The organism is Paenibacillus sp. FSL L8-0340, from assembly GCF_038593145.1.
GTDB lineage: Bacteria > Bacillota > Bacilli > Paenibacillales > Paenibacillaceae > Paenibacillus_AQ.
Genome location: NZ_CP151967.1, coordinates 2,678,753 through 2,701,852 on the forward strand (window position 1 = coordinate 2,678,753; position 23,100 = coordinate 2,701,852).

At 51.7% G+C, this 23,100-nt stretch carries 22 protein-coding genes; 11 read left to right on the top strand and 11 right to left on the bottom strand.

The window, feature by feature from the left end:
- The first annotated feature begins 81 nt into the window (after positions 1-81).
- The 6 genes from NST07_RS11840 (at position 82) to NST07_RS11865 (ending at position 5,685) form a co-directional block, all read left to right on the top strand.
- Positions 82-813, top strand: a complete 732-nt coding sequence (locus NST07_RS11840; protein ID WP_341097624.1) for a glycerophosphodiester phosphodiesterase family protein — start codon at positions 82-84, stop codon at positions 811-813.
- Between the two features lie 37 nt (positions 814-850).
- The gene (locus NST07_RS11845) at positions 851-1,474 is read left to right on the top strand and encodes a fumarylacetoacetate hydrolase family protein (RefSeq protein WP_341091843.1); all 624 of its coding nucleotides are present in this window, start codon (positions 851-853) and stop codon (positions 1,472-1,474) included.
- Between the two features lie 73 nt (positions 1,475-1,547).
- Entirely contained in the window at positions 1,548-2,354 is an 807-nt protein-coding gene (locus NST07_RS11850; RefSeq protein ID WP_341091845.1) for a DUF92 domain-containing protein, read from the top strand.
- A gap of 47 nt (positions 2,355-2,401) precedes the next feature.
- The gene (locus tag NST07_RS11855; protein ID WP_076112296.1) at positions 2,402-2,992 is read left to right on the top strand and encodes a TetR/AcrR family transcriptional regulator; all 591 of its coding nucleotides are present in this window, start codon (positions 2,402-2,404) and stop codon (positions 2,990-2,992) included.
- 69 nt (positions 2,993-3,061) lie between these two features.
- Positions 3,062-5,002 (top strand): ABC-F family ATP-binding cassette domain-containing protein, encoded by a 1,941-nt coding sequence (locus NST07_RS11860; RefSeq protein ID WP_342481626.1) that lies wholly within the window; start codon positions 3,062-3,064, stop codon positions 5,000-5,002.
- A 203-nt stretch (positions 5,003-5,205) separates the two neighbouring features.
- A complete protein-coding gene (locus NST07_RS11865; RefSeq protein WP_341091851.1) occupies positions 5,206-5,685 on the top strand; it encodes a hypothetical protein in 480 nt (159 codons plus the stop codon).
- Between the two features lie 190 nt (positions 5,686-5,875).
- Here the strand turns inward: NST07_RS11865 and NST07_RS11870 are convergent, their stop codons facing one another.
- The 6 genes from NST07_RS11870 to NST07_RS11895 all read right to left on the bottom strand — a co-directional run bounded on the left by NST07_RS11870 (position 5,876) and on the right by NST07_RS11895 (position 10,597).
- Positions 5,876-6,709 (bottom strand): hypothetical protein, encoded by an 834-nt coding sequence (locus NST07_RS11870; protein ID WP_341091853.1) that lies wholly within the window; start codon positions 6,707-6,709, stop codon positions 5,876-5,878.
- Positions 6,693-7,736 (bottom strand): M42 family metallopeptidase, encoded by a 1,044-nt coding sequence (locus tag NST07_RS11875; protein WP_342481627.1) that lies wholly within the window; start codon positions 7,734-7,736, stop codon positions 6,693-6,695. The genes NST07_RS11870 and NST07_RS11875 overlap by 17 nt, the downstream gene beginning before the upstream one ends.
- Positions 7,737-7,781: 45 nt before the next feature.
- Complete coding sequence (locus NST07_RS11880; protein ID WP_341091858.1) at positions 7,782-8,102, bottom strand: lipopolysaccharide assembly protein LapA domain-containing protein; 321 nt, start codon at positions 8,100-8,102, stop codon at positions 7,782-7,784.
- Between the two features lie 83 nt (positions 8,103-8,185).
- The gene (pepF, locus tag NST07_RS11885; protein ID WP_342481943.1) at positions 8,186-9,976 is read right to left on the bottom strand and encodes an oligoendopeptidase F; all 1,791 of its coding nucleotides are present in this window, start codon (positions 9,974-9,976) and stop codon (positions 8,186-8,188) included.
- Positions 9,977-10,186: 210 nt separating this feature from the next.
- Positions 10,187-10,357, bottom strand: coding sequence for a hypothetical protein (locus tag NST07_RS11890; protein WP_341091859.1), 171 nt, complete (start codon positions 10,355-10,357; stop codon positions 10,187-10,189).
- A gap of 6 nt (positions 10,358-10,363) precedes the next feature.
- The gene (locus NST07_RS11895) at positions 10,364-10,597 is read right to left on the bottom strand and encodes a hypothetical protein (RefSeq protein WP_036702226.1); all 234 of its coding nucleotides are present in this window, start codon (positions 10,595-10,597) and stop codon (positions 10,364-10,366) included.
- A gap of 172 nt (positions 10,598-10,769) precedes the next feature.
- Between NST07_RS11895 and NST07_RS11900 the strand changes: the two genes are divergently transcribed.
- Positions 10,770-10,967: a cold shock domain-containing protein gene (locus NST07_RS11900; RefSeq protein ID WP_019911834.1), complete on the top strand. Its 198-nt coding sequence runs from the start codon at positions 10,770-10,772 to the stop codon at positions 10,965-10,967.
- A gap of 186 nt (positions 10,968-11,153) precedes the next feature.
- Here NST07_RS11900 and NST07_RS11905 read toward each other — a convergent pair whose 3' ends face one another.
- Entirely contained in the window at positions 11,154-12,431 is a 1,278-nt protein-coding gene (locus tag NST07_RS11905) for an MFS transporter (protein WP_341378163.1), read from the bottom strand.
- A 192-nt stretch (positions 12,432-12,623) separates the two neighbouring features.
- On the opposite strand from NST07_RS11905, the gene NST07_RS11910 reads away from it, so the two are divergent.
- From NST07_RS11910 to NST07_RS11925, 4 genes are all read left to right on the top strand, one after another.
- On the top strand, positions 12,624-13,706 hold the full coding sequence (locus NST07_RS11910) for a tetraprenyl-beta-curcumene synthase family protein (RefSeq protein WP_341091863.1): 1,083 nt from the start codon (positions 12,624-12,626) through the stop codon (positions 13,704-13,706).
- A 66-nt stretch (positions 13,707-13,772) separates the two neighbouring features.
- A complete protein-coding gene (gene pfkA / locus NST07_RS11915; RefSeq protein ID WP_341091865.1) occupies positions 13,773-14,744 on the top strand; it encodes a 6-phosphofructokinase in 972 nt (323 codons plus the stop codon).
- 127 nt (positions 14,745-14,871) lie between these two features.
- Positions 14,872-17,355, top strand: a complete 2,484-nt coding sequence (locus NST07_RS11920; protein ID WP_342481628.1) for a CoA-disulfide reductase — start codon at positions 14,872-14,874, stop codon at positions 17,353-17,355.
- A 14-nt stretch (positions 17,356-17,369) separates the two neighbouring features.
- On the top strand, positions 17,370-17,630 hold the full coding sequence (locus tag NST07_RS11925) for a metal-sensitive transcriptional regulator (RefSeq protein WP_342481629.1): 261 nt from the start codon (positions 17,370-17,372) through the stop codon (positions 17,628-17,630).
- Between the two features lie 261 nt (positions 17,631-17,891).
- Here the strand turns inward: NST07_RS11925 and NST07_RS11930 are convergent, their stop codons facing one another.
- The 4 genes from NST07_RS11930 to NST07_RS11945 form a co-directional block, all read right to left on the bottom strand.
- Positions 17,892-20,315: an FtsX-like permease family protein gene (locus NST07_RS11930; RefSeq protein WP_342481630.1), complete on the bottom strand. Its 2,424-nt coding sequence runs from the start codon at positions 20,313-20,315 to the stop codon at positions 17,892-17,894.
- Positions 20,312-20,992: an ABC transporter ATP-binding protein gene (locus NST07_RS11935; RefSeq protein ID WP_342481944.1), complete on the bottom strand. Its 681-nt coding sequence runs from the start codon at positions 20,990-20,992 to the stop codon at positions 20,312-20,314. The genes NST07_RS11930 and NST07_RS11935 overlap by 4 nt, the downstream gene beginning before the upstream one ends.
- A 70-nt stretch (positions 20,993-21,062) precedes the next feature.
- A complete protein-coding gene (locus NST07_RS11940; RefSeq protein ID WP_342481631.1) occupies positions 21,063-22,322 on the bottom strand; it encodes a HAMP domain-containing sensor histidine kinase in 1,260 nt (419 codons plus the stop codon).
- Positions 22,319-23,005 (bottom strand): response regulator transcription factor, encoded by a 687-nt coding sequence (locus NST07_RS11945; RefSeq protein ID WP_342481632.1) that lies wholly within the window; start codon positions 23,003-23,005, stop codon positions 22,319-22,321. The genes NST07_RS11940 and NST07_RS11945 overlap by 4 nt, the downstream gene beginning before the upstream one ends.
- Positions 23,006-23,100 lie beyond the last annotated feature (95 nt).

Genomic DNA, 23,100 nt, shown 5'->3' on the forward strand with positions numbered 1-23,100 from the left:
GTAAGCAGCTCGCACCGGTACCCTGCAGAACTCACGGGGGGAATCCGGAGACAGACCATACTTCTGCTGGAGGTACTTATGATGAAAAACATGTGTGTAGCCCACCGTGGATTCTCCGGGAAAGCACCGGAGAATACGCTCGCAGCCGTTCGCATGGCGCTTGCTCTGCCTTATGTACGCTGGATGGAAATTGATGTTCAGCTCACCAGAGACGGGGTGCCAGTCGTCATTCATGATTTTACGCTGGACCGGACGACGAACGGGCACGGCAAGATTAAGAACATGGATTATGAGCATCTCCGGCGCCTGGATGCGGGAAGCTGGAAAGGACGTGCCTTCCGGGGGGAGCGGGTACCTTCGCTGGAAGAGGTGCTTGAGCTTGCTTCCGGCCGGCTGCGCCTGAATATTGAACTGAAGACCAGCGGTGATATGTATCCGGGTCTGGAGAAGGCAGTCATTGACCTTGTCTCTTCCAAAGGGATGCGGGATGATGTTGTGCTGACCTCATTTGATGCCGGGGCATTGCAGCGGATCAAGGAGCTGGATCCTCGGTTTCGCACCGGTCTGATTTATGATTCCAGAACCGGTGATCCGGCCCGTAAGCTGAAGGAGCTGGATTGCTCCTTTCTGTCCATCAGCTTTGCAAGGCTGAATCCGGGGCTGGCGAAGCTGCTTGCCGAACGCGGCGTCAAAACGATGGCCTGGACGGTGAACAAGGCGAAGGAGATGCGCCGTCTGGCTGAGATGCATTCCGATATTATGATCTGTACGAACCGTCCGGATATCTGGGGCGAAACTTTTCTGAAAGCTTAAGGACATTACCAATGGACGGGAAAAGGAGCTGATTATAATGTGTGCAGATGTTAATAACATATACTGTGTTGGACGCAATTATAAATTACATGCCGAGGAGCTGGGAAACCAGGTTCCGGTAGAGCCGCTGATCTTCCTGAAGCCCTCCCATGCGGCGGTATCTCTCGATAAGGCAATTATTCATCTCCCGCAGGATGCCGGACTTATTCACTATGAAGGTGAACTGGTACTGCGCATCGCGCGTGATTATGTACCGGGCATGAGCGTGGAGGAACTGGTGGATGTCATGGCGCTTGGCCTGGATTTCACCCTGCGTGACGTGCATAATGATCTGCAGAAGAAAGGCTTGCCATGGACGGCTGCCAAAGGCTTCAAGAACGCTGCTCCGCTCACCCCTTATATTGCTTTTCCAGAGCAGGAGGAGCTGGAAGCAACAGATTTCACTGTGCTGAAGAATGGGGTGGAAGTGCAGCGCGGGAATGTGCAGAACATGATTTTCTCGCTGCAAAAGATTGTTGAATTCATTGCCGCCCGCTACGGGCTTGGCAAAGATGATGTGATATTCACGGGTACCCCTGCCGGGGTAGGTCCGGTTGTTTCAGGCGATTCCTTTGAGCTGTACTGGGGCGAGAAGCTTATGGGCACCTGCCTGATCGGTTAATCTTAATCAGTCTTCGTCTTCCGGAGATTCGTCTGCGGAAGATGCTTATTCTTGCAGAAGCGGAGTTGAATCTATGTTATGGGTGATCGGTGCCTGCGGCGCTTTGCTGGTCGCCGGAGCGGCTTATGCCAAACAGTCGCTGAGCTTGTCCGGCATGCTGGCGGCGGTTGTTATGGGGACCATTTATTTTGGTGCCGGAAATGCCTTCTGGTTCGGTATCCTGCTGCTGTTCTTCATCTCTTCCAGTATGTTATCTAAACTTCACCATGAGAATAAGGCCGAACTGGAGCTGACGTATGACAAGACAGGACGAAGGGATGCCGGGCAAGTGTTTGCCAACGGCGGAATGGGCATGCTGCTCGTCCTGCTGAATGCCATTTATCCCCTGGAAATTTGGGGATTTCTCTTTATCGGCGTAATGGCAACCGTGACCTCGGATACATGGGCCACTGAAATTGGCACGCTATCCAAGAAATCTCCGCGGTCGGTCCTCACGGGCAAAGTCCTCCAGGCAGGAACCTCCGGCGGCGTTTCGCTGCCGGGCACTCTGGCCGCCGCCGCAGGCGGAGCCTTCATTGGAGTTGCCTCCTGGGCGCTCCGGGCGGTCTCCGGCATGCCGGACCATTCCTTCCTGCGGCTTGCGCTCGCCGGACTCGCGGGCGGTCTCGCCGGCGCTTTCGCCGACTCGATCCTGGGCGCTACGGTGCAGCGGATGAACCGCTGCACCAAGTGCGGCCGCGAGGTGGAAGCCTCGCAGCATTGCGGTCAGCCCACGGTGTATGCCCGGGGCTGGCGCTGGATGGACAACGACGCGGTCAATGCGCTGAGTTCGGTCATCGGCGGCGCTGCCGCGCTGCTGATCGGCTTTACAGCCAGTTAGAAAGTCAACAATACAGCAATGTGCTATATAGTCAGGAGGTGAACCGGATGAGCAGTGCAGCAAATCACAAGCATACTGCCATTCTGGATGCCGCTTATGAGCTTTTCGGTTCAGGAGGTTTCTACGAGACGAAAATGTCCGAAGTAGCGGAACATGCGGGAATCGCTAAGGGTACAGTCTATTTATATTTTAAAAGCAAGGAAGAGCTGTTTATGGCTGTCACCCGCCGCGACTGCGAGGGCTTCATGCAGCAGCTTGAGCACAAGCTGGAGGACTGTACAGCTCCGACAGAGAAGCTGGCGGTGATCGCCGAACATCATCTGATGTATTATTACGAGCGCAAGCAGCACACCAAGCTGTTTTTCCGGGCTCCCAACAACAACCCGGAGCTGGTGGCCTATATGGCGCTTTTTATGGAGGAATATATGCAGGCCGTGGTGAAGGTGCTCCTGGAAGGCGGGGCCTCCGAACCGGAGCTGATGGCTCAATCCTATATCGGGATGCTGGACAGGCTGAAGATGGATATTCTGTTTCAACCCTCCTTTACGGAAGAGGACGCGTATAAGCGGGCAAAATTTGCTGCGGCGCTGTTTATTCACGGGGCAATCGGCAGTCTGAATGCGGAGAACGGCTATTAAACGGCCAATAGGGTCAACTAAACGCAGCATAAATCGGTAATGAAAATATAAGGCAAGCGGGGACAGCGTATGAATATTATGACCGTGGAACATCTTTCCAAAAGTTATGGAGAGAAAATTTTGTTCCGTGATGCATCGTTTGGTATGGATGACCGGGATAAGATTGGTGTCATCGGTGTGAACGGAACAGGCAAATCGACCTTTTTAAAAATCATCGCCGGGCTGGATACCGCCGACGAGGGACAAATCGCAATCGGCAACGGTGTACGGGTGCAGTATTTGGCGCAGAATCCGCCCTATGAACCAGGCAATACCGTGCTGCAGCAGGTATTTGCAGGAGATGATCCTGAGCTTGCTACCATGCGTGAATATATGGAGATTATGGCCCTGCTGGAGAAGAATCCTGGCGACGCCGGACTGGAGGGCAGACTGGTGCGGATCGGGCAATCTATCGATGCCGCCGGAACCTGGCATCTGGAGAGTGAAGCCAAAACCGTGCTGACGAAGCTCGGCATCACCCGTTTTGACGCCTTGATGGAGACACTCTCGGGGGGACAACGCAAGCGTGTAGCACTCGCGGCCGCCCTGATTACACCTTCCGAGCTGCTGATTCTGGATGAGCCGACCAACCATATTGATACCGACTCCGTGGCATGGCTGGAGCAGTATCTGCAGAAGCGGCGCGGAGCGCTGCTGATGGTTACCCATGACCGTTATTTCCTGGAACGGGTAGCCAGTGTCATGCTGGAGCTGGACGGAGGGAGTCTGTACCGCTATGAAGCGAACTACTCGCGGTTCCTGGAGCTGAAAGCGGACCGTGAAGAGCGGGAAGCATCCGCCGAGCAGAAGCGCAAGAATCTGCTGCGAACAGAGCTGGCCTGGATTCGCCGTGGAGCCAAAGCACGGTCTACGAAGCAGAAAGCGCGAATCGACCGCTTTGAGAAGTTGAAGGAAAGCCAGGGCGGCGCTTCGGCTGGAGCAATGGATATTTCCGTGGCTTCGACCAGGCTGGGCCGCAAAATCATTGAAATGAAAGATCTTACCAAAGCACTGGACGGCCGGACACTGATTAAGGATCTGACCTATATCGCCGTACCACAGGACCGTGTAGGGATTGTCGGTCCAAACGGCAGTGGTAAGTCAACACTGCTTAACCTGATTGCCGGCATACTTCAGCCGGACAGCGGCGAGGTTCAACTGGGTGCAACGGTCAAACTGGGTTACTTTACACAAGAGCATCAAGATATGGATGACACCATGCGGGCAATCGAATATGTGAAGGAAGAGGCAGAGATCATCCGCACTGCTGACGGCAGCGTCATAACGGCCGGACAGATGCTGGAGTGTTTCCTGTTCCCTCCGGCGATGCAGTGGACGCCCATCTCCAAGCTGTCCGGCGGCGAGAAAAGACGCCTCTACCTGCTTCGTGTACTGATGGGGGCGCCCAACGTGCTGCTGCTGGATGAGCCGACCAATGACCTGGATATCGGGACGCTCGCCGTTCTGGAGGATTATCTGGATGAATTTCCCGGCGTAGTGTTCACTGTATCGCATGACCGTTATTTTCTGGACCGTACGGTGGATAAGCTGATCGCTTTTGAGAACGGGCAGATCCGGCTGCATGTCGGTGACTACAGTGAATATGAGGAGTGGCTGGCGAAGAACGTTACTGCCCGCAGTGATAATGCCAAAGACGAAGCAGCGGGTGCAGGCAAACGCAGCTCTGCCCCGGACCAGAGCCAGAATGCACAGACCTCCCCTCCAGCCCGGGAGAAGCTGAAATTTACGTTCAAGGAACAGCGCGAATATGAGGGGATCGACGAGCAAATTGAGCTGGCGGAGCAGCATCTGGTAGATATCACTGCGCAGATGGAGGCCGCTTTTGCCGACTCTGGCCGGCTGCAGGAGCTTGTGGACCAGCAGCGGCAAGGTGAAGCAGAGCTGGAACGCCTGATGGAGCGCTGGACGTATCTGAATGAGCTGGCAGAGCGAATCGCTGGCAAAGCTTAAGATTAGGGATCAGTTAAGAGAATAAGATGAACATGCACAGCAAGCCGGCTTCCGTTGCTAATGGAGGTCGGCTTGCTTTTTGATATGCGGTTATGAAAGTTTGTTGTTTCATTTTAGAGAGGATAAATTCTCTTAACCTATGTAGTCTATCACCCGCTCCAATTGCTGTTAGCGTAATACAGTAATAGGGAGGAGGAGATGTTATGCCAAGAATAACTCAGTCTGTCGGAGAATTGAAAAGGTTTATAGAGAATGCGGAGTCGGTCTGGGTTGAAGTGTTTTACTCGGCTGATACTAACAGAGTAATCATTGTGGACGGAAGGGAATATTTACGGCTGCCGCTGAGATTCAGTACAAGAGCCAAGGTGCTGGCTTATTTCAGAAGATATTGGGGTATTGTTTTGAGCAATAGAATGTTCTGTAATCTGCTTACTGTGACAAGAAATGGAAGATTGTACGTGATTGCAGGAGATACAGGCCCCCTGCCATACTATCCCCGGAGACTTCGGGTTACGAGTCGTACATCAACTAGACTTAGGGTTACGGCCAGCCTGTCCTTTGACGTAGATACAGATGAAGGAACTGAAATCATCCGTTACCTGATCGCCAGATCCGGGGAGCGGCTTACGATTCTGGACCGGAGTAATAAGGCCGGTGATCCAAGGTATCAGCCCTGCCGGTAAACTGGATTAAGATTATTTGCACAACAAGTGGAAACGGCTTCGCCGTCCTCAAAAGGACGGTATCCGTTTCAGCGAGAAATAGAAGGATAATTTATAGCGTGAAACATATAAATTCTTATCTTTTAAAAAAAGCAGGCTCAGTCCGATTCCGCTGACTGAGCCTGCCTTCATGTTTAACCCGCTAAACGGTCTATTTTCCCCCGGCCACGGCAATCATCTGCACCACCGGACGCGAATCGCCGGTTAATACAGCCTCATCGGCGTTCATCTGCGAGGAGCCGTCACCGTCCAGAAAGATGCCTTCTCTGCCTTCTCCGGGGACATGCTGCAGAACGGCTGTGCGGAACTCTTCCGCTGTACTGAGCGTTGGAGTGACGATCAGCCACAGCTTGCCCGCGCTATCGTAGACCAGGCCGGAGCGCATCCGCTGCTCATCAGCATTAGGAAGATGTTCTGCGGCAGCAGACAACGCCCACAGCTCTTCATGCTGCAGATTCATGCTGATTCCACCCTGAGCCCAATAGTTGGAGCGGTCACTGACCTCCAGTTCCCCGCCGGAGGAAACGACCTGCACTGACAGCTTGCTGCTTGCGCCATCCCAAACCATCGTTCCTCGGGCGTATTTGGCATTGAACCAGCCGGAGCCGTAGGCTCCCCGGGCTCCGCTCGACGGATTATCATTCATGATGGCTATCGACAGGAGGTCGGTCCCATAAAAGAAGCCGCCGTTAATGCCATATGCGGCGATTTGCCGCAAGGGGGCACCGGCAGGACGCAGGACGATATCTTCTGGTTCCAGCGACATCATGTGCAGCTGAACCTTGCCCGAAGTTTCCGCCTCCAGATAGGAGTAGGCATGAGGGAGGCCGTCAAAGACCTCCGCAGGCTGTGTATCCGGTTTAGCCATTATAATGGCTATCACCGTAATCAAGATAAACATGAGCAGCACCGCAACGGCAATCAGCCAGTGTTTTCGTCGTAAAATCCGCTGCAGCTTGCTGCCGGTTTCAGTTTGTACCGACATAAGCGGCAAGCAGCTTAGCGGTATTGAGCACGGCCTGCTTGTGCGTGCGCTCCATGGAGTGTGACGCATGCACGCCCGGGCCGATCAGCGCGGCGCGGATATTGTTGCCGCCTCTTAATGCAGCGGAGGCATCGGAACCGTACTGCGGATAGATATCTACCGCGAACGGAATGGCCAGACTGTTCGCCAGATCGATCAGGCGGCCGGTCATAGCATAGTCGTAAGGGCCGGAGGAGTCCTTTGCACAGATGGACACATCGGTCTCCTTGCAACTCAGGTCATCACCCATCGCGCCCATATCGACAGCGATGAACTCGTTGATCTCTCCGGGGATCCAGGCAGTTCCGTGTCCAACCTCTTCATAATTAGAGATCAGCAGAGAGAGGTTGTGCAGCGGCTTCCAGCCTTCGCGTTTCATGCTTTCCAGCAGGCCTAGCAGAGCAGCCACACTAGCTTTGTCGTCCAGATGGCGGGATTTGATATAACCGCTTGGCGTAATCACTGCGCGGGCATCAAAGGAGATAAAGTCTCCGACGCCAATGCCGAGCTTCAATACGTCATCCTTGGTGGAGACGAGTTCGTCGATGCGAATCTCCATATTCTCCTCAACGCGTTTGAAATCGCGCGCATCCGGATAGACATGGACCGAAGGATGGCTGGTCAGAATGGTGCCGGTGTAGGTAAGTCCGGTACGGGTATGTATGACGCAGTATTCATTCTCAATACTGCTCATGGTAAATCCGCCGACAGAAGTGAGACGAAGTGTTCCGTTCGGTTTAATGGACCGTACCATAGCGCCTAAGGTGTCCACATGGGCGCTGATACCGATGGTGCGCGAAGGATCAAGGCCGGGGACGGTCAGAATAACGCCGCCCTTTTCGTTCCAGCTTAAAGGCACGTTCAAGGCTGCTGCTTCTTCAGCCACAAGATTCATGACCTGGGCCGTGAATCCGCTGGGGCTTGGAGTACCCAGCAGTTTTTTGAGAATAGAGAGAATATAGTCTTCATTAGGCTGAATGGTAAGCAAGGTTAAGCCCTCCTGTTCATGATTAAGAAATAGAGACCCAGAGACCTAGTGTTGAGTAGTGTGTTCTGTGGAAAGGCTGTCATACTGTGTACCCAGATCGTCCAGTGAACTGCCTGCATCACGCAGTTTGTTCAGCTCTGCTGTCAGTCCTTTAATCTGCTTCTGCAGCTTATACTGGCGGAAAATGCCGTAAGAACCGACGACGACTCCACCGATCAGCGCACAGCCCAGAATGACGAGAATGAGCGGGATGCTGACAACATCAAAACCGAAATTAACCGGAACCGTATCGACGTTCATGACTGCGAACACAGCAGTAAGCAGAGCGAAGAAAAGACCGAGAATAAGCGACCATTGCAATTTCATATGATTTCCTCCTAGACGGTATGACAATATAAATCCCTCGCCCGCAAAGGGCAAGGGATTAATGTAATACTAAGCTTTCTGCCTTATTTGGTCAACTGTTCCATTTGCTCAATCACGCTTTCGAATACGCTCATAGCTTCGCGGATCGGTTCAGGAGAAGACAAATCTACTCCGGCTTTGGACAGAATGTTGATCGAATAGTCACTGCCGCCGCTCTTCAGGAAGCCAAGGTAGCGGTCCACCGCCGGTTGGCCTTCTTCAAGAATCTGCTTCGCAAAGCTGGTTGCAGCCGAGAAGCCGGTAGCATATTTGTAGACGTAGAAGCTGTTGTAGAAATGCGGAATCCGTGCCCATTCCATTTCGATATCTTTGTCCACAACCATGTCTTTGCCATAGTATTTGACGTTAAGGTCATAGTACACAGCCGAAAGATCCTGCGGAGTAAGCGATTCGCCGTCTTCCGCGCGCTGGTGAATGATTTTCTCGAACTCGGCGAACATTGTTTGCCGGAATACTGTAGTCCGGAACTGGTCGGCGTAATAGGTAAGCAGGTACATTTTTTCCTTCGGATCGGTCGACTTGTTCAGCAGATAATCCATCAGCAGTGCTTCGTTAGTTGTGGAAGCCACTTCCGCAAGGAAAATGGTGTACTGTGCATCCCGGTATTTCAGCGCATTGTCCGAATAGTAGGAGTGAAGGGCGTGGCCCATTTCATGCGCCAGCGTGAACATGCTGTTCAGGTTGTCGTTATGGTTCAGCAGCACATAAGGATGGGTACCATAGGAACCCCAGCTGTAGGCGCCGGTGCGTTTGTTCTCATTCTCGTAAACATCGATCCAGCCATTGTCATAACCTTCCTGCAGCACACTCAGGTAATCTTCGCCGAGAGGCTTCAGGCCTTCTTTGGTGATTTTCTTGGCTTCTTCAAAGGTTATATCCAGCTTATATTCGTCCACAAGCGGAGCGAACAGGTCATACATATGTAACTCGTCAACCCCGAGCAGCTTCTGGCGCAGCTTCATGTAACGGTGCATCAGCGGCAGGCTTTCGTGAATGGTGTCGATCAGGTTGGTATATACCTCTTTTGGAATGTTGTCACCGTACAGCGACATTTCCAGAACGGACGGGTACTTGCGCACACGTGAGTAAAATACATTCTTATTCACATTTGCGCTAAGGGTCGAGGCAATGGTGTTTTTTTGCTTGCCGTAAGTTTCGTAGACTGCCCTAAAAGCATTCCGCCGCACTTCGCGGTCAGGGCTCTCCAGGAACTGGATATAGCTGCCGTGTGTCAGCTCTACTTCCTTGCCTTCTTCATTCTTGACCTTGGGGAACTTCAGGTCCGCATTGTTCAGCATGCTGAAGATCGTCTGCGGTGCCTGGGATATATTACCAACCTGGGCGAGCAGGGCTTCTTCCGCTTTGGACAGGACATGCGCCTTTTCACGCTTCATTTCCGTCAAGGTGAACGTGTAAGCCGATAAGGAAGGATCAGCAATGAACCGGTCCAAAGTCTCATCCGGCAGGGACAGAATCTCTGGTGTTACAAAAGAGAGAGCTTCTCCGGCTTCGACACTAAGCTTTTTCGCTTTTTGGGTAAGTGCCTGATAGGTTGGGGCAGCCGTATCTTCATCCTGACGCATATGTGCATATACATAGAGGCGTTCAGTCAGCAGCGACAGCTGGTCATCGAGCTCGAAGCAGGCCTTCAGCTTGTCGGAAGAATCAAGCTTTCCCTGAAAGCCAGCTGTTTTCTTGATCAGCTCTTTAACTTCAGCGTATTCTGCATCCCATTCCTTCTGTGAAGCAAACATATCTTCAAGCTTCCAGCGGTTCTCGGCGGGCACTTCACTTCTCTTTAATAATTGTTCCATAGAAATCCTCCTTGAATGATGGGATGTAGTAGGCATAATCTTCTGCGGAGCAGCTGAAGCGGAATAGTTGCCCGGCAGCAGGCTGAGCGCAAGCAGAAGCGGCAGGGATTTGGCGCGAAAGGACATACTGCAGCCTCCTAGAACTTAAAGTCAGCTTAGTATGCCCTTGCCAAATTCTGATTATTAACGCTTAAGCACATTTTACAGAAGTTATGCGAGAAAGCTATAAATAATGAAGACAAAAGCCAAGGCAATCAGGATTACGGCAGTCAGGGCCATGCCGCGCTTCATGCGCGGCGGCATCTTGTCCTTGCCCATAATCAGCACAGCTCCCAGGCATAGAACAACGACTACATATATTACGAGATTCTCGTTATCCATGTCCGGTTATACCTGCTTGAAGGCAGCGATGATATTCTTGTATTCTTCTTCATTATCTTTATAGGATTCTTTGTTGAACCGGTTGTTAACCCATTGCATCATGGCCGGACGGCTCATAAAGGTATGCGTTTCTTCTCCCCATTGATCAGAAATTTCACGGAGAATAATATAGCGTCCCTGAACCTCGACAGTCATCATGTTCCACTTGTCTGTTTTGTATATTTCATGTTTTTTGATCATTATCATTACCACCCTGGCGATTTTTGGCTTTTGGCTCAATGATAACGCACCGGGGAAGGGAAAAGCAAATGAAATCACTAATATAGGAAATTCATGGATTGCGTTGCAGAAATAGTTGGGTTATAATGTAAGCATACGCCATATATGGCGGTATTTTTAGGAGGTTGTTCATTTGAAAGGTACAGTAAAATGGTTTAACGCAGAAAAAGGTTATGGTTTCCTTCAAGTAGAAGGCGGCGAAGATGTATTCGTTCACTTCTCAGCAATTCAAGGCGACGGTTTCAAGACTTTGGACGAAGGTCAAGCAGTTGAATTCGATATCACTGACGGTAACCGTGGTCCTCAAGCAGCTAACGTAGTTAAATTATAAGAAACGGCCGGACAGTTCAGCTGTCAGCCGCAATATATATTTGATTTATGGCAAAGCACTTGCAAGAGTGGTAACCATCAACTTACAAGCCACACAGTTCTTTCGGGAACTGTGTTTTTTTATTTGTGTTTTTTATTATAGAGAAGAGACCTTACCAGCCATATCTGGGCAGTAAGGTCTCTTGTTTTATTGAGCAGGCGGGAAGGGCGAATCCGGCGGCTTGCTGGCGGCAGGTTTTATTTTACGGTTAAAATAACGTCCGGGGCCTCCTCCAACATCAACGAGATGCTTGCCGAGAAACCCAAGGAAGGCGAGCAGCGAAAAGCCCGTGGCCACCAGGTAAAAAACTTCGCGTCCGGCGTCCTGATAAATCAGGCCTCCGAATGTGCCGCTTAGCAGGCCGGAGGCACTGGACCACACCACTGTGAAGAGAGCGAGTCCTGTTGCACGCAGATGGTCGGGAATAATCCGTGTAATGTACCGGACGGCCGTCACATAAAAAATTCCGAACGAAATGCTGTGCATCGCCTGAATAGCGATAACGGCCCCGGGAACATCGGCCAGCGACATAAGCAGAAAGCGCAAGGCATACATAAGGCTGCCAATCGCGAGCAGCGGCAGCTCTTTGAATCTTTCTCCATATTTGCTGAGCAAAAAGAACACAGGGATTTCGCTTAGTGCCGAAGCGAGCAGTGCCCAGCCGATGACTTCATCACCGGCATTCATTCCTTTCAGGCTGAGGGTTAGAAAAGCTTCATTCATTCTGTGGCCGAGGGCGAGTACGAATACACAGCCGAAGAACCACAGCACTTCCTTTTGCAGTAAAATTTCTTTAAGTCCGCCGCTCTTGACAGGGGGCTCTCCAGAGCTGACACTGCTCCCGGTTGCTTCATCATTCCGCTTGGCATCCTTCAGCCCGAAGGTGATAAGGAGTGCGGCAGCAATGATAACAAGACAGACGGTAATGCTGTAGGAAGGACCTAAGGCCCGCAGAACGTAGCCGATGGTGAGCGCGAAGAAGGAATACCCGAGAGAGCCAAACACGCGTATGGCGATGAAGTTGCGTCCGTGGCGCTGCGCTATTTTAATGGCCATAGTGTCTGCAAGCGGAAAAACCGGGTAATAGAAGAAATAGAAAAGGGAAATAATAAGCATAACACTTGTAAAGCCGGTGGCTCTAGCCAGCATTAGTGCAGTTACCAATTGACCTGCAAGAAGGATAGCCATGATCTTTTTGATCGTGCCCAGCCGGTCGCTGACCATGCTCCAGAACAGATTGGAAAGAATGGAGATCAGCGGTCCGACAGAATATATCAGTCCGACCTGAGGGCTGCTGAAGCCCAGATGGGTATAGAATAGCGGGAAATAGGAAACTACCAGCACGCTTGTGCCGTAGAGTGTGAACATAAAGGATCGCAGCCAGTTCTGATCGCTGTACCGGCCGCCGGTCCGTCCTGAATACATGAAGTTGCACTCCTCCGGATATCAAATACGGATAGTATAGCATAAAGAAAAGTCGGCATGTTTGTTAAAATTGAGGTATTTCTGAATCTTTCAGCCTTTTGCGAAAGTGATTTTGTTGTTTGTACAAATACGTTGATGATATTATAATAATGATGATTTGGATAAGGAGACAACAATGTGGAGGCACTGTCATTGAGTGAATTTGAGCAAGGCCGTTACCTTAGCCCGCGGGGCCCTATTGGGCTTATGAACAGGGTCTACAAGTACGTGCTGCCGGAAGTGCGGGAAAGTCTGGCCTTCTGGCGCCAGGATGCGGAAGGGATTCCCGATCCCGAGCTCCGCAAGCAAGCGCTTGCCAGCATTGAGACGAAGCAGTTTCATTGTGAAGGCGGCGGAATTTATGCCGCCGGTAATTTGTCAATGAGACATATATTGATTCCGTTAATTGTCGCATATCAAACGATCAGTGATTATCTGGACAACTTATGTGATCGCAGTACTTCGCTGGATCCTGCCGATTTCAGGCTGCTGCATCAATCCATGCTGGACGCAATTACCCCCGGTGCAGAGCCTGTTAATTATTATGCGCTGCGCAGCGAGCAGAATGACGGCGGATATTTGTACAGGCTGGTCCGCAAGTGTCAGGAGATGACCGCGCTTTTGCCCGGGTATGCTTCGGCGGTCGCGGAGATTCATGATCTGGCTGTACTGTATACGGATTTGCAGGTTTATAAGCACATAAGCCCCGAACTCAGGGAAGATGCCCTGAAGGAGTGGTGGGCGCAAGAGGGAAAGCGTGCTCCGCATCTTCAATGGAACGAGTTTGCAGCAGCAACAGGTTCCACACTGGGGGTATTCATGCTTTTTCTGGCCTCTTGCGACCCCAAGCTGACTAAATCGGCATCGGTTTCGATTCGTGCTGCGTATTTTCCGCATCTTTGCGGATTGCACATTATGTTGGATTACCTGATCGATCAGGATGAAGACCGGGCCGGCGGTGATCTTAATTTCTGTAATTATTATGACAATTCAGATACTATGCTGAACCGGATTGCTTCCATCGTGGAGTGGGCCCGTAAGGATGTCCGTAATCTTCCCGAGACCTCCATGCACCGCATGGTGATCGAGGGGCTTCTGGCACTTTATTTATCCGATCCGAAAGTCAGCGAACAGCGGGAGGTTCGCACGGTATCGAAGCGTCTGATGAGAAAGAGCCCGCTGACCAGACTGTTCTTTTTTGTGAACAGCCGCTGGATCCGCAAACACATGTATTAGATGTCGTGGAGCGCATTTCCTGAGCAAGGGATGGGCACCGCACAATTTTAAGGAGGAACAAACAGGATGACTAATGTTAAAAAAATCGCAGTATTGACCAGTGGAGGAGACTCACAGGGCATGAACGCCGCTGTGCGTGCGGTAGTGCGCAGCGCAATTTTTTACGGGGTTGAAGTGTATGGTATCCAGCGCGGCTATCAGGGTCTGCTGAACCGGGACATTTTCCCGATGGATCTGCGCAGTGTAGGCGATATTATTCAACGTGGAGGTACCATTCTGCAGTCTGCGCGATGTCTTGAATTCGTGAAGCCTGAAGGTCAGCAGAAAGGTGCGGACATCCTGAATGAAATGGGCATCGACGGCCTTGTGGTTATCGGTGGTGACGGCTCTTACAAAGGAGCTAACAAGCTCAGCAAGCTGGGAATTAAGACAATGGCTTTGCCGGGTACGATTGATAATGACATTTCTTTCACGGACTACACGATTGGCTTCGATACAGCAGTAGGGGTAGTTGTAGATGCCATTAACAAGCTTCGTGACACCATGTCCTCGCATGAACGTTCCTCCATTGTAGAAGTTATGGGACGCCACTGCGGAGATATTGCTCTTCATGCAGGCCTGGCTTCCGGAGCGGAAACCATTCTCGTACCGGAAATGCCTTATGACCTCAACGAGGTGGCTGACCGGATGCGTGACAACTTTGCCAGAGGCAAACGCCACAGTATCGTTATTGTCGCTGAAGGCGTAGGAAAGGGCGAAGACGTTGCACAAGCGTTGAAAGACCGCCATGCTTCACTGGATGCCCGCGTAACTGTTCTGGGTCATATTCAGCGCGGAGGTACTCCGACTCCAGGAGACCGCAACCTGGCAAGCCGTTTGGGTGACTTTGCTGTTCGCAAACTGCTCGAAGGCGAATCGGATAAAGGCTGCGGCATTATTAAAGGCGAGCTGACCCTTACCGATATCGATATTGTGGTGAATACGAAGAAAGATTTCGATACGGAATTGTACGAGCTGGCTTCCCGTCTTTCCCAATAGAATACAAGAGAGCAGGAAATGCTGCTTCACAAGCCGCCTAGAGATAGGCGGTTTTTTGTGTTTGACAATATACCCCCACCCGTATATTATATACCCCATGGGGTATAATTAAAAGGAGGAAAAGAATATGGGTAAAACAATTATTATTATTGGTGGCGTTGCCGGTGGAGCGACAGCAGCCGCGAGGCTGCGGAGACTGAATGAACAGGATGAGATCATCCTGTTTGAACGCGGGGAGCATGTATCGTTTGCCAACTGCGGACTGCCTTATTATATTGGTGAAGCTATTGATTCCCGCGATAAGCTGTTTCTTCAGACGCCCAAGGGCATCAAGGAACGATTTAACATAGATGTGCGTGTGCTTACTGAAGTAACGGAAATTGTACGCCAGCATAAACTTGTTCATTATCATGATGTCCGCACGGGTGAGACGGGGGATATTCCATATGACATCCTGATTCTGTCCCCGGGAGCCAGACCGATTGTGCCTGATATTCCCGGTCTCTTAGAGGCCAAGAATGTGTTCACCTTAAGAAATATCCCGGATACAGACCGGATTAAATCTTTTGTAGACATTATGCGTCCTAAGCATGCCACGGTTATCGGCGGAGGTTTTATCGGGCTGGAAATGGCAGAGAACCTCCGTGAACGTGGACTTGAGGTGACGATTATTGACCGCGGTGCACAGCTCCTCAATCCGCTGGACCCGGAAATGGCCAAACCTGTGGAAGAGCATCTCCGGATGCACGGCGTGGAAGTAAGGCTGAATGAGGGGGTGGAGGCTTTTGAGCAACAGGGCGGAATGCTGCGCCTTTCTTCTGGAGACGTGATCAGGACCGAGATGATCATTATGGCAATTGGAGTCACTCCAGAGAATGAGCTTGCCCGCCATAGCGGTCTAGAGCTGGGAATCCGCGGCGCGGTTAAGGTCAGTTCAACCCTGCAGACCAGCGATCCCGATATTTATGCCATCGGCGATGCCATCGAGGTCAAAGACCGCAATCATGGATTCGCCACCATGGTTTCTCTGGCATGGGGAGCGAACCGGCAAGGCCGTCTAGCGGCAGATCATATCAACGGTCACGCCATCTCCTATGATGGAGCTTTGGGAACGGCAATCATTAAGACCTTTAACCTGACCTCAGCAGTTACCGGGAACAATGAGAAGACGCTCACAGCTCTCGGTGTCCCTTATGAAGCCATTCATATCCATCCCAATTCACATGCGGGTTATTACCCCGGGGCATCCCCGATTGCCATGAAGCTGCTGTTCAATCCCGACAATGGTGATATATACGGAGCACAGGCTGTGGGGGCAGATGGTGCCGACAAGCGGATTGATGTTATTGCCACTGCTATTCGCGGCAAGCTGAAAGTGAACGAGCTCGCAGATATAGAGCTGGCTTATGCACCGCCATATTCTTCGGCTAAGGACCCCGTCAATATGGCCGGGTATGCCGCTTCCAATGTTGTGGATGGATTAGTAAGCAATCTGCAGTGGCATGAGGTGGATGCTTTCTCCGCCAAGGGCGGACTGATCATCGACGTCAGGGACGAGATGGAACGGCTGGCAGGTTCCATTCCCGGCTCAGTGAACATTCCACTGTCTGAACTGAGAAACCGGCTTGCCGAGATTCCTGGTGATCAGGAGATCGCGGTATCCTGCCAGGTAGGGCTTAGAGGCTATATTGCTGCAAGAATGCTGAGTCAGCATGGGTACAGAGTGAAGAATGTCGATGGTGGGTACAAAACGTATGCTGTGATGCATGTGAAGGACACCTTGCTGCCAGATGAGAGCAGCGGAGATACGGCAGCCCATTTACCAGCTTCTCCGGTTTCTTTAGATGACAGGGCACAAAGCGGCAGCGGGGAGCAGCTGCTGTTGCTGGATGCTTGCGGACTGCAGTGTCCGGGCCCTATACTCAAAGTATATGAGACTGTAAAGTCCATGCAGGCAGGACAGCAGCTGGAGATTGCTGCTACGGATTTCGGTTTTGCCGCAGATATTAAGCAGTGGTGCCTCAAGACGCAGAATACGCTGGAATCGGTAGATGTGTCGGAAGGGAAAGTGAAGGCTCTTGTACGTAAAGGGTTAAACAGGGTGACGGGTGAAGCCTTGCCAGCAGTGCCTTCTGAAGCCAAGGAGGGTACGACGATGATCGTATTCAGCGGTGATCTGGACAAGACGATTGCTTCCTTCATTATTGCCTCCGGTGCGGCAGCGATGGGCAAGCAGGTGACTATGTTCTTTACCTTCTGGGGGTTGAATGTTCTGCGTCAGAGAAATGCTTCTCCGGTTAAGAAAAAAGGATTGGATAAAATGTTCGGAATGATGATGCCTCAAGGTACCACAAAGCTGCCGTTGTCCAGAATGAACATGGGCGGGCTGGGGGCAAGGCTGATACGGCATGCAATGAAACGGAAAAATGTGGACTCTCTGGAACAGCTGATGCAGGGTGCGCTGAATGCCGGCGTAAAGATCATTGCCTGCACGATGAGCATGGACATTATGGGTATCAAACAGGAAGAATTAATGGCTGGCGTCGATTTTGGCGGGGTAGCCAGTTATCTGGGAGCTGCAGAGGATTCAGGTGTGAATTTGTTTATCTAAAGGATGTGGGATGTATGGAATATGATAAAGGGATCAAAAACAGATTGAAGCGTATTGAGGGCCAGGTGCGTGGTGTGCTGGGCATGCTGGAGGAAGGGCAGGATTGCCGGGAGATTGTGACGCAGCTGACGGCAATAAGAACAGCTGTAGACCGCACGGTGGGTGCTGTTATCGGCTCTAATCTGGAGCAATGCATTCAGGAGGAGCTGGAGCAGGGCAATTCACCAGACAAAGTGATTAAGGAAGCGGTAGAGATGCTTGTAAAAAGTCGTTAACTCAAAAAAAGGAACAGCTGCGGATGACCGCGCTGTTCCTTTTTAATTAACTGCGAGAACATCACATTTCTTCGGCCTGATGCCGTAACAAGATGTGCTGCACTTCAAGGCATTATTGTTCTCCGGCACAGGCAGTCAAATGTCAAAATGAAAATAAAGTTCTAGACTGACATTCACGCCAATACTCCTGTGTGCGTCATAATTGACTGGCTATGGGGTGCGAAGCACAGGACAATTCCAGCAAAAAAAGATATCATTTCCTTAAAGCGAGCCGATCACCTCGGCGATGCCCTGTTTTTTCACCCGTTTCAACGGGGCGATGACGGAAACTGCCGCTGCTGCCAGGACGAGCAGGAGAATGAGGCCGATCTGCAGGTACGGCATCTCCCAGCTAATCTGGAACCGGGTGAGCTGGCTTTCAATCAGTGTCTTTTGCAAGGCGGAGCCAAGCAGGCAGCCGATGATCCCGCCGGTCAGGCTGTAAGCAGCGGCTTCGGCCATCACCATCCGGCTGAGCTGGGCGCCGGACATGCCTACCGCCCGCATGACGCCCAAATATTTGGTTTTGGCGGCGATGCTGGTGTTCATGGTGTTGATGATGTTCAGCACGCTGATCAAGCCGATGACTCCTACAAATCCGTAAATAAACACAGCCATTGTAAAAAAGGTCTGATCCATCTCAGCGTTTCGCTGGCGATAGTCTTGAAAAGTAGTGCCGCTGTCCAGCACCGCTTTGATTTCATTCACAGCCTGCTCCTGGCCCGACTTCTTTAACTGTATATCAATCACCTGGTAAGCCCTTTTTCCGGTCAGCTCGCGGAACAGCTTTTCGGTCGTAATGAAACTGGTCAATGTTTTTTCCTTGTTGCTGAAAGGGAGCGAGCGCACAATTCCTAGTACGGTCATTTCCTTTAAGCCGGCGCTGGTCTCAATGGTTACTTTGTCGCCGAGTTTTAAGCTGGTCGTGTCCGCTCTGCGGCCCCTGTAATGAAGGGCTACCGCAATAATTCCATTTTGAGCGTTAAGCTGTTCCTCCGACATTTCGCCTTCCAGCAACTCCTCTTTGGCCCAATCCAGCTGCGCCTGATCGTAGGAAATCAGCCAGGACTTCTCAGGCGGAACAAAACGTCCGTCCGCTGTAACATCGACCCCACCCATTTCCTTCTTATAGGCTTCACTCAGCTTTGAGGCGTCAAAGCTGGCGGCAACATCACCATACATTCTCCCATATACTTTTTTCATGCCGTCCAGCTGTTGCAGCTTCTCGTACAGCGCGCCGTCCAGATCACCTTGCTTGGCGACCAGCGAAATGTCGGGTGTGTACGGTTTGGTCGTTTTTCGGTCAGAATGGAGTAAATCAACAAAGACCTGGAATCCCATGAACATAACGATGCTGACCGCGATGGAGCAGACCATCAGGATAAGAGTTTTCTTTTTGGCGGCAACATTGCCAATGCCCATTGCGATCTCCGCCTTGAACAGTTTGGTCAACCAGCCTCTTTTTCTGCGGGCGGAAATTTTCAGGTCATTGCTGCCCGTTATAGCACGGACTGGAGCGATGCGGGCGGCTTTGCGGGCAGGCAGCAGAACGGCTGAGAACACGGTCAGGAACCCGACAGCGACGCCAGTGGCGATGCCAATAACGCTGAATGTGAACAGCGGAATATCGGCGAATAGACTGGCGTTGTAATATTTCAGAATGGCCGAACAGCCCAAAGTGAGCAGCATTCCGGCGAGCACTCCGATAGGAATGGCCCTGACGGTAATGGCCAGCCCTTCCCGTCTGACCAGCTTTTTGATCTGGGCTGGAGAAGCGCCGATACATCTCAGGAGGCCGAACTGCCGTATCCGCTCCATCACTGAGATGTTGAACGCATTGTAGATCATCATGACTCCGGCGATCAGGACGATGCAGAATAAAATACCGCCGGTCACGTAAAGCTGTCTTGCCGTCCCGCCCTTGTTCTGACCGATCGCGGCCAGGAGACGGTTGTTGCGGTCGATTCTGTCTTTGTCAATTCCGAGTGTCTCGGCGATGTTTTTTTCTGCAGCAGCAATATTGACCCGGTTTTTGAATTCGATCACGTACAACTCACTAGAAAGAAGACTTTTTTTCAGCTTATCCGCTGCCGCCATAGACATAAAGATGCCCGGATTGCCGCTCGCCTTCATATTGCCCAAATCTTTGCATATTCCGCTTACGGTGAAATTCCGCATGATCTTGTCGGAAAAGGCGATGTTGACCGTCCCGTTCAGCTTGGTATTCAGGTACAGCTTGTCTGCTGCCCACTGTTCAATCATGATTTCGTTGTCCTCGGTCGGGTAGCGGCCTTCAACCAGAGTGATATTCATATTTTTGGCAAAAGCGGGGTCTATTGCACTTGCGGCGCCGTTTATTTCGTTTGCCTTCACTTGTCCGAAGTCCAGCCATCTTCCGGCGTTGTTGACATCCTTGCGGATGGCCAGCATATTAATTTCTTGTTCGGTAGGCTGGATGATCGCAATGTGGTAGTTGCCGCGATCATGAATGATCTGGGTTTTTGAAAATTGCAGGAATACCTCCAGCATGGAGAAAATACCAGTCACGAGTGCAACAGCAATGGCCACGCTAGTGATGGTGAGGCGGGTCTTCTTCCGGTGGGCGGCAAGATACCTGGGGGCCAGACCCAGGTAATGGCCGATCATCGGTGGCCTCCAAGCTCGGTTACGACTCCATCCTCTACAGCGAGCACACGGTCGGCAAAGGTGGCGTAATTGGAATTATGGGTAATCATAATCAAGGTCTGGCCATATTTGGCAACGGACAGCCGCAGCAGATTCATGACTTCGCCGCTGTTTTTGCTGTCAAGGTTGCCCGTTGGCTCATCAGCCAGGATGAGCGCCGGCTTTGTGGCCAGCGCCCGGCCGATAGCCACCCGCTGCTGCTGGCCGCCAGACAGCTGGTTCGGCAGATGATGCCTGCGCTCCGCCAGCCCGAGAATATCAAGCAGCTCACCGATATGCTGTTTATCCGGCTTCTGATAATCGAGCAGCAGCGGCAGAGCCATATTTTCCTCCACGTTCAATTCCGGTACCAGATTGTAGGCCTGAAAAATAAATCCGATGTTGCGTCTGCGAAACACCGACAATTCATTTTCATTCATCGCATAAATGTCGCGGCCATCCAGAAGCACCTTGCCGGATGTCGGTACATCCAGCGCACCAAGCAGGTTCAGCAGTGTGCTTTTGCCTGAACCGGACGGCCCGACAATCGAAACAAATTCTCCTTTGGCTACAGTGAAGGAAGCTTCCTTCAGAGCATCGATCCTGGTCTCGGCTTTGCCGTAGGTTTTGCATAACTGTTCGGTTACAAGTATATCCAACATAAACACCTCATTCGCTTGATTTAATGAGATGATAGCATGGTTGCCTTACACCCCGGTGAACGGTAGCTTACAGAATTGTAAGCTTGGGGAAAACGATGCGAAAAACTGTTCCTTTGCTGAGCTTGCTTTCTACGGTAATGGTGCCTCCGTGTTTTTCCACAATCGACCTGGACAATGTCAACCCAATGCCGGCACCTTGCTTGTCTTTGGAGAATCGGCTCTGGTAAAAGCGCTTGAAGACCGAATGAATATCTTCGGGGTGAATGCCCGTTCCGTTGTCGGTGATCGTGATTTCGGTAAATAGCGGGGTCTCATCGCCGGCGATCTCTAGCTTGTCCCCGGCTTCAGTATGATCTAGCGCATTTTTGACAATATTGCTGACAGCCTCGAGCAGCCATTCCTTGTCGCAGTTCAGACGGATGTCCTCACGGCAGGTGAGGACCACCTTCTTGCCTTCCAGCACCACGCGGGTGCGGAAGCCCTGCATTGCCGCCTCCAGCACCGCCCGCAGCGGCTGTTCGACCTGCTCCAGTGCGATCGCGCCCGCGTCGAGCCTGGCCAGCTTCAGTAGGCTCTGGATCAAATGCTCCATACGCAGCAGTTCACGACGACTTTTTGAAGCAAACTTGTCCACAACATCGTTTCCGGTTCGTTCCTCCTGAATGATCTCGCCATACATCAGCAGGGCGGACAGGGGGGTTTTGAGCTGGTGTGAGATGTCGGAAATGATGTCGCGCAGAAACTCCTTGTTCTGTCTTTCCCTGCTGATATGGGCGGTCAGGGAGGTGGCCAGCATATTGATGGATGTAAACAGCCGGGAGAAGCTCCCTTCGGCCTGATCGCCCAGCCGAAGCTTAACATTGCCTTCCATAAAGCCGATGAGCGTGGTATTGGCCTGTTTCAGCATGGCGTTCTGCCGCAGAATGAACAGCAGCAGGACGGTAAGAAGCGCCAGTCCGAAACAGACAGACAGGGCGAGTAGCAGCAGCGCGTACTTCTGTTGAAAGCCGGCTACTTCGGGCAGCAGGCTGATTGGAGTGTCACTGTTATAGGCGACGCCATTCAGCAACCGTTGCCCGGCTGCGGCCTGTTCCCCGGTTTTGGAGGCGGTGAATAGGGCGGCGATGCGGTGTGGCGGAAGGACGCTCTCGGTCAAATAGCCGGCCAATTCGTAATCGTGGGCGAGCATTCGCTGCTTGTAATCGTCGGCCATAAGCTTTACGGTCAATTGCCCGGCAAGCAGCGCGCCGAGCAGGATGGCCGCGATGGCAGTAAACAGCAGCTTTATATTTTTGCCGACCATGATCCCCATTAATTGTCCCCTCATTTCGTCACTTTCCATTTGTAGCCCAGACCGCGTGCGGTAATGAGAAACTGCGGGCTCTCCGGGTCGTCTTCGGTTTTGCTGCGCAGCCGCCGTACATAGACGGACAATGTGTTGTCGTCGATAAAGTTGCCGTTATTGTCCCATAGCTTGTCCAGCAGCATTTCTCTGGGCAGCACCGCATTCGGATGCTGCATCAGCAGGCACAGCAGCCTGTATTCCGCAGGAGTCAGCTCGATTTCGCGGTCATCCTTGAACACTCGGGTTTCCAGCACCCTGACCGTCACGCCGTTGGACTGCAGCACTGTCTGCTGTGTATGGCTTAGGCCGGACCGGCGCAGCAGAGCGTTGATCCGCGAGATCAGCTCGTTCAGCTTAAACGGCTTGGCAATGTAATCGTCGCCGCCGATATCCAGGCCCATGACCACGTTGACCTCCTCGTCGGATGCGGTCAGGAAGATGATGGGCACGGCGGAGGACTGCCGCACTTTTTTGCATATATCAAAACCGTTGCCGTCAGGCAGGGTTAAATCCAGCAGGAGCAAATCGTGGCATTGCCGCTTTATGATCGGAAGAGCTTCCTCTACGGTTCTGGCGATATCGACATGAAACCCGCTTTTTTGCAGGGAAAACTCCAGTCCGTCAATCAGACCCAAATCATCCTCCACCAGCAAAATAGAATTCATTGCAGTTTACCTCTCTTTCTCTGTGGCTTGTCATTTGATAGATTTTCCATTCATATTATCATGCTGCCGCCTGCCCCAAAAATCAATCGGGTAAG

Coding starts and splice junctions, on each gene's coding strand:
- pepF (WP_342481943.1), bottom strand. CDS start 9,976: ATGGAACAATTATTAAAGAGAAGTGAAGTGCCCGCCGAGAACCGCTGG.
- NST07_RS11860 (WP_342481626.1), top strand. CDS start 3,062: ATGAATATTATGACCGTGGAACATCTTTCCAAAAGTTATGGAGAGAAA.
- NST07_RS11840 (WP_341097624.1), top strand. CDS start 82: ATGAAAAACATGTGTGTAGCCCACCGTGGATTCTCCGGGAAAGCACCG.
- NST07_RS11895 (WP_036702226.1), bottom strand. CDS start 10,597: ATGATCAAAAAACATGAAATATACAAAACAGACAAGTGGAACATGATG.
- NST07_RS11930 (WP_342481630.1), bottom strand. CDS start 20,315: ATGATCGGCCATTACCTGGGTCTGGCCCCCAGGTATCTTGCCGCCCAC.
- NST07_RS11880 (WP_341091858.1), bottom strand. CDS start 8,102: ATGAAATTGCAATGGTCGCTTATTCTCGGTCTTTTCTTCGCTCTGCTT.
- NST07_RS11940 (WP_342481631.1), bottom strand. CDS start 22,322: ATGAGGGGACAATTAATGGGGATCATGGTCGGCAAAAATATAAAGCTG.
- NST07_RS11855 (WP_076112296.1), top strand. CDS start 2,402: ATGAGCAGTGCAGCAAATCACAAGCATACTGCCATTCTGGATGCCGCT.
- pfkA (WP_341091865.1), top strand. CDS start 13,773: ATGACTAATGTTAAAAAAATCGCAGTATTGACCAGTGGAGGAGACTCA.
- NST07_RS11870 (WP_341091853.1), bottom strand. CDS start 6,709: ATGTCGGTACAAACTGAAACCGGCAGCAAGCTGCAGCGGATTTTACGA.
- NST07_RS11865 (WP_341091851.1), top strand. CDS start 5,206: ATGCCAAGAATAACTCAGTCTGTCGGAGAATTGAAAAGGTTTATAGAG.
- NST07_RS11945 (WP_342481632.1), bottom strand. CDS start 23,005: ATGAATTCTATTTTGCTGGTGGAGGATGATTTGGGTCTGATTGACGGA.
- NST07_RS11850 (WP_341091845.1), top strand. CDS start 1,548: ATGTTATGGGTGATCGGTGCCTGCGGCGCTTTGCTGGTCGCCGGAGCG.
- NST07_RS11920 (WP_342481628.1), top strand. CDS start 14,872: ATGGGTAAAACAATTATTATTATTGGTGGCGTTGCCGGTGGAGCGACA.
- NST07_RS11905 (WP_341378163.1), bottom strand. CDS start 12,431: ATGTATTCAGGACGGACCGGCGGCCGGTACAGCGATCAGAACTGGCTG.
- NST07_RS11925 (WP_342481629.1), top strand. CDS start 17,370: ATGGAATATGATAAAGGGATCAAAAACAGATTGAAGCGTATTGAGGGC.
- NST07_RS11845 (WP_341091843.1), top strand. CDS start 851: ATGTGTGCAGATGTTAATAACATATACTGTGTTGGACGCAATTATAAA.
- NST07_RS11890 (WP_341091859.1), bottom strand. CDS start 10,357: ATGGATAACGAGAATCTCGTAATATATGTAGTCGTTGTTCTATGCCTG.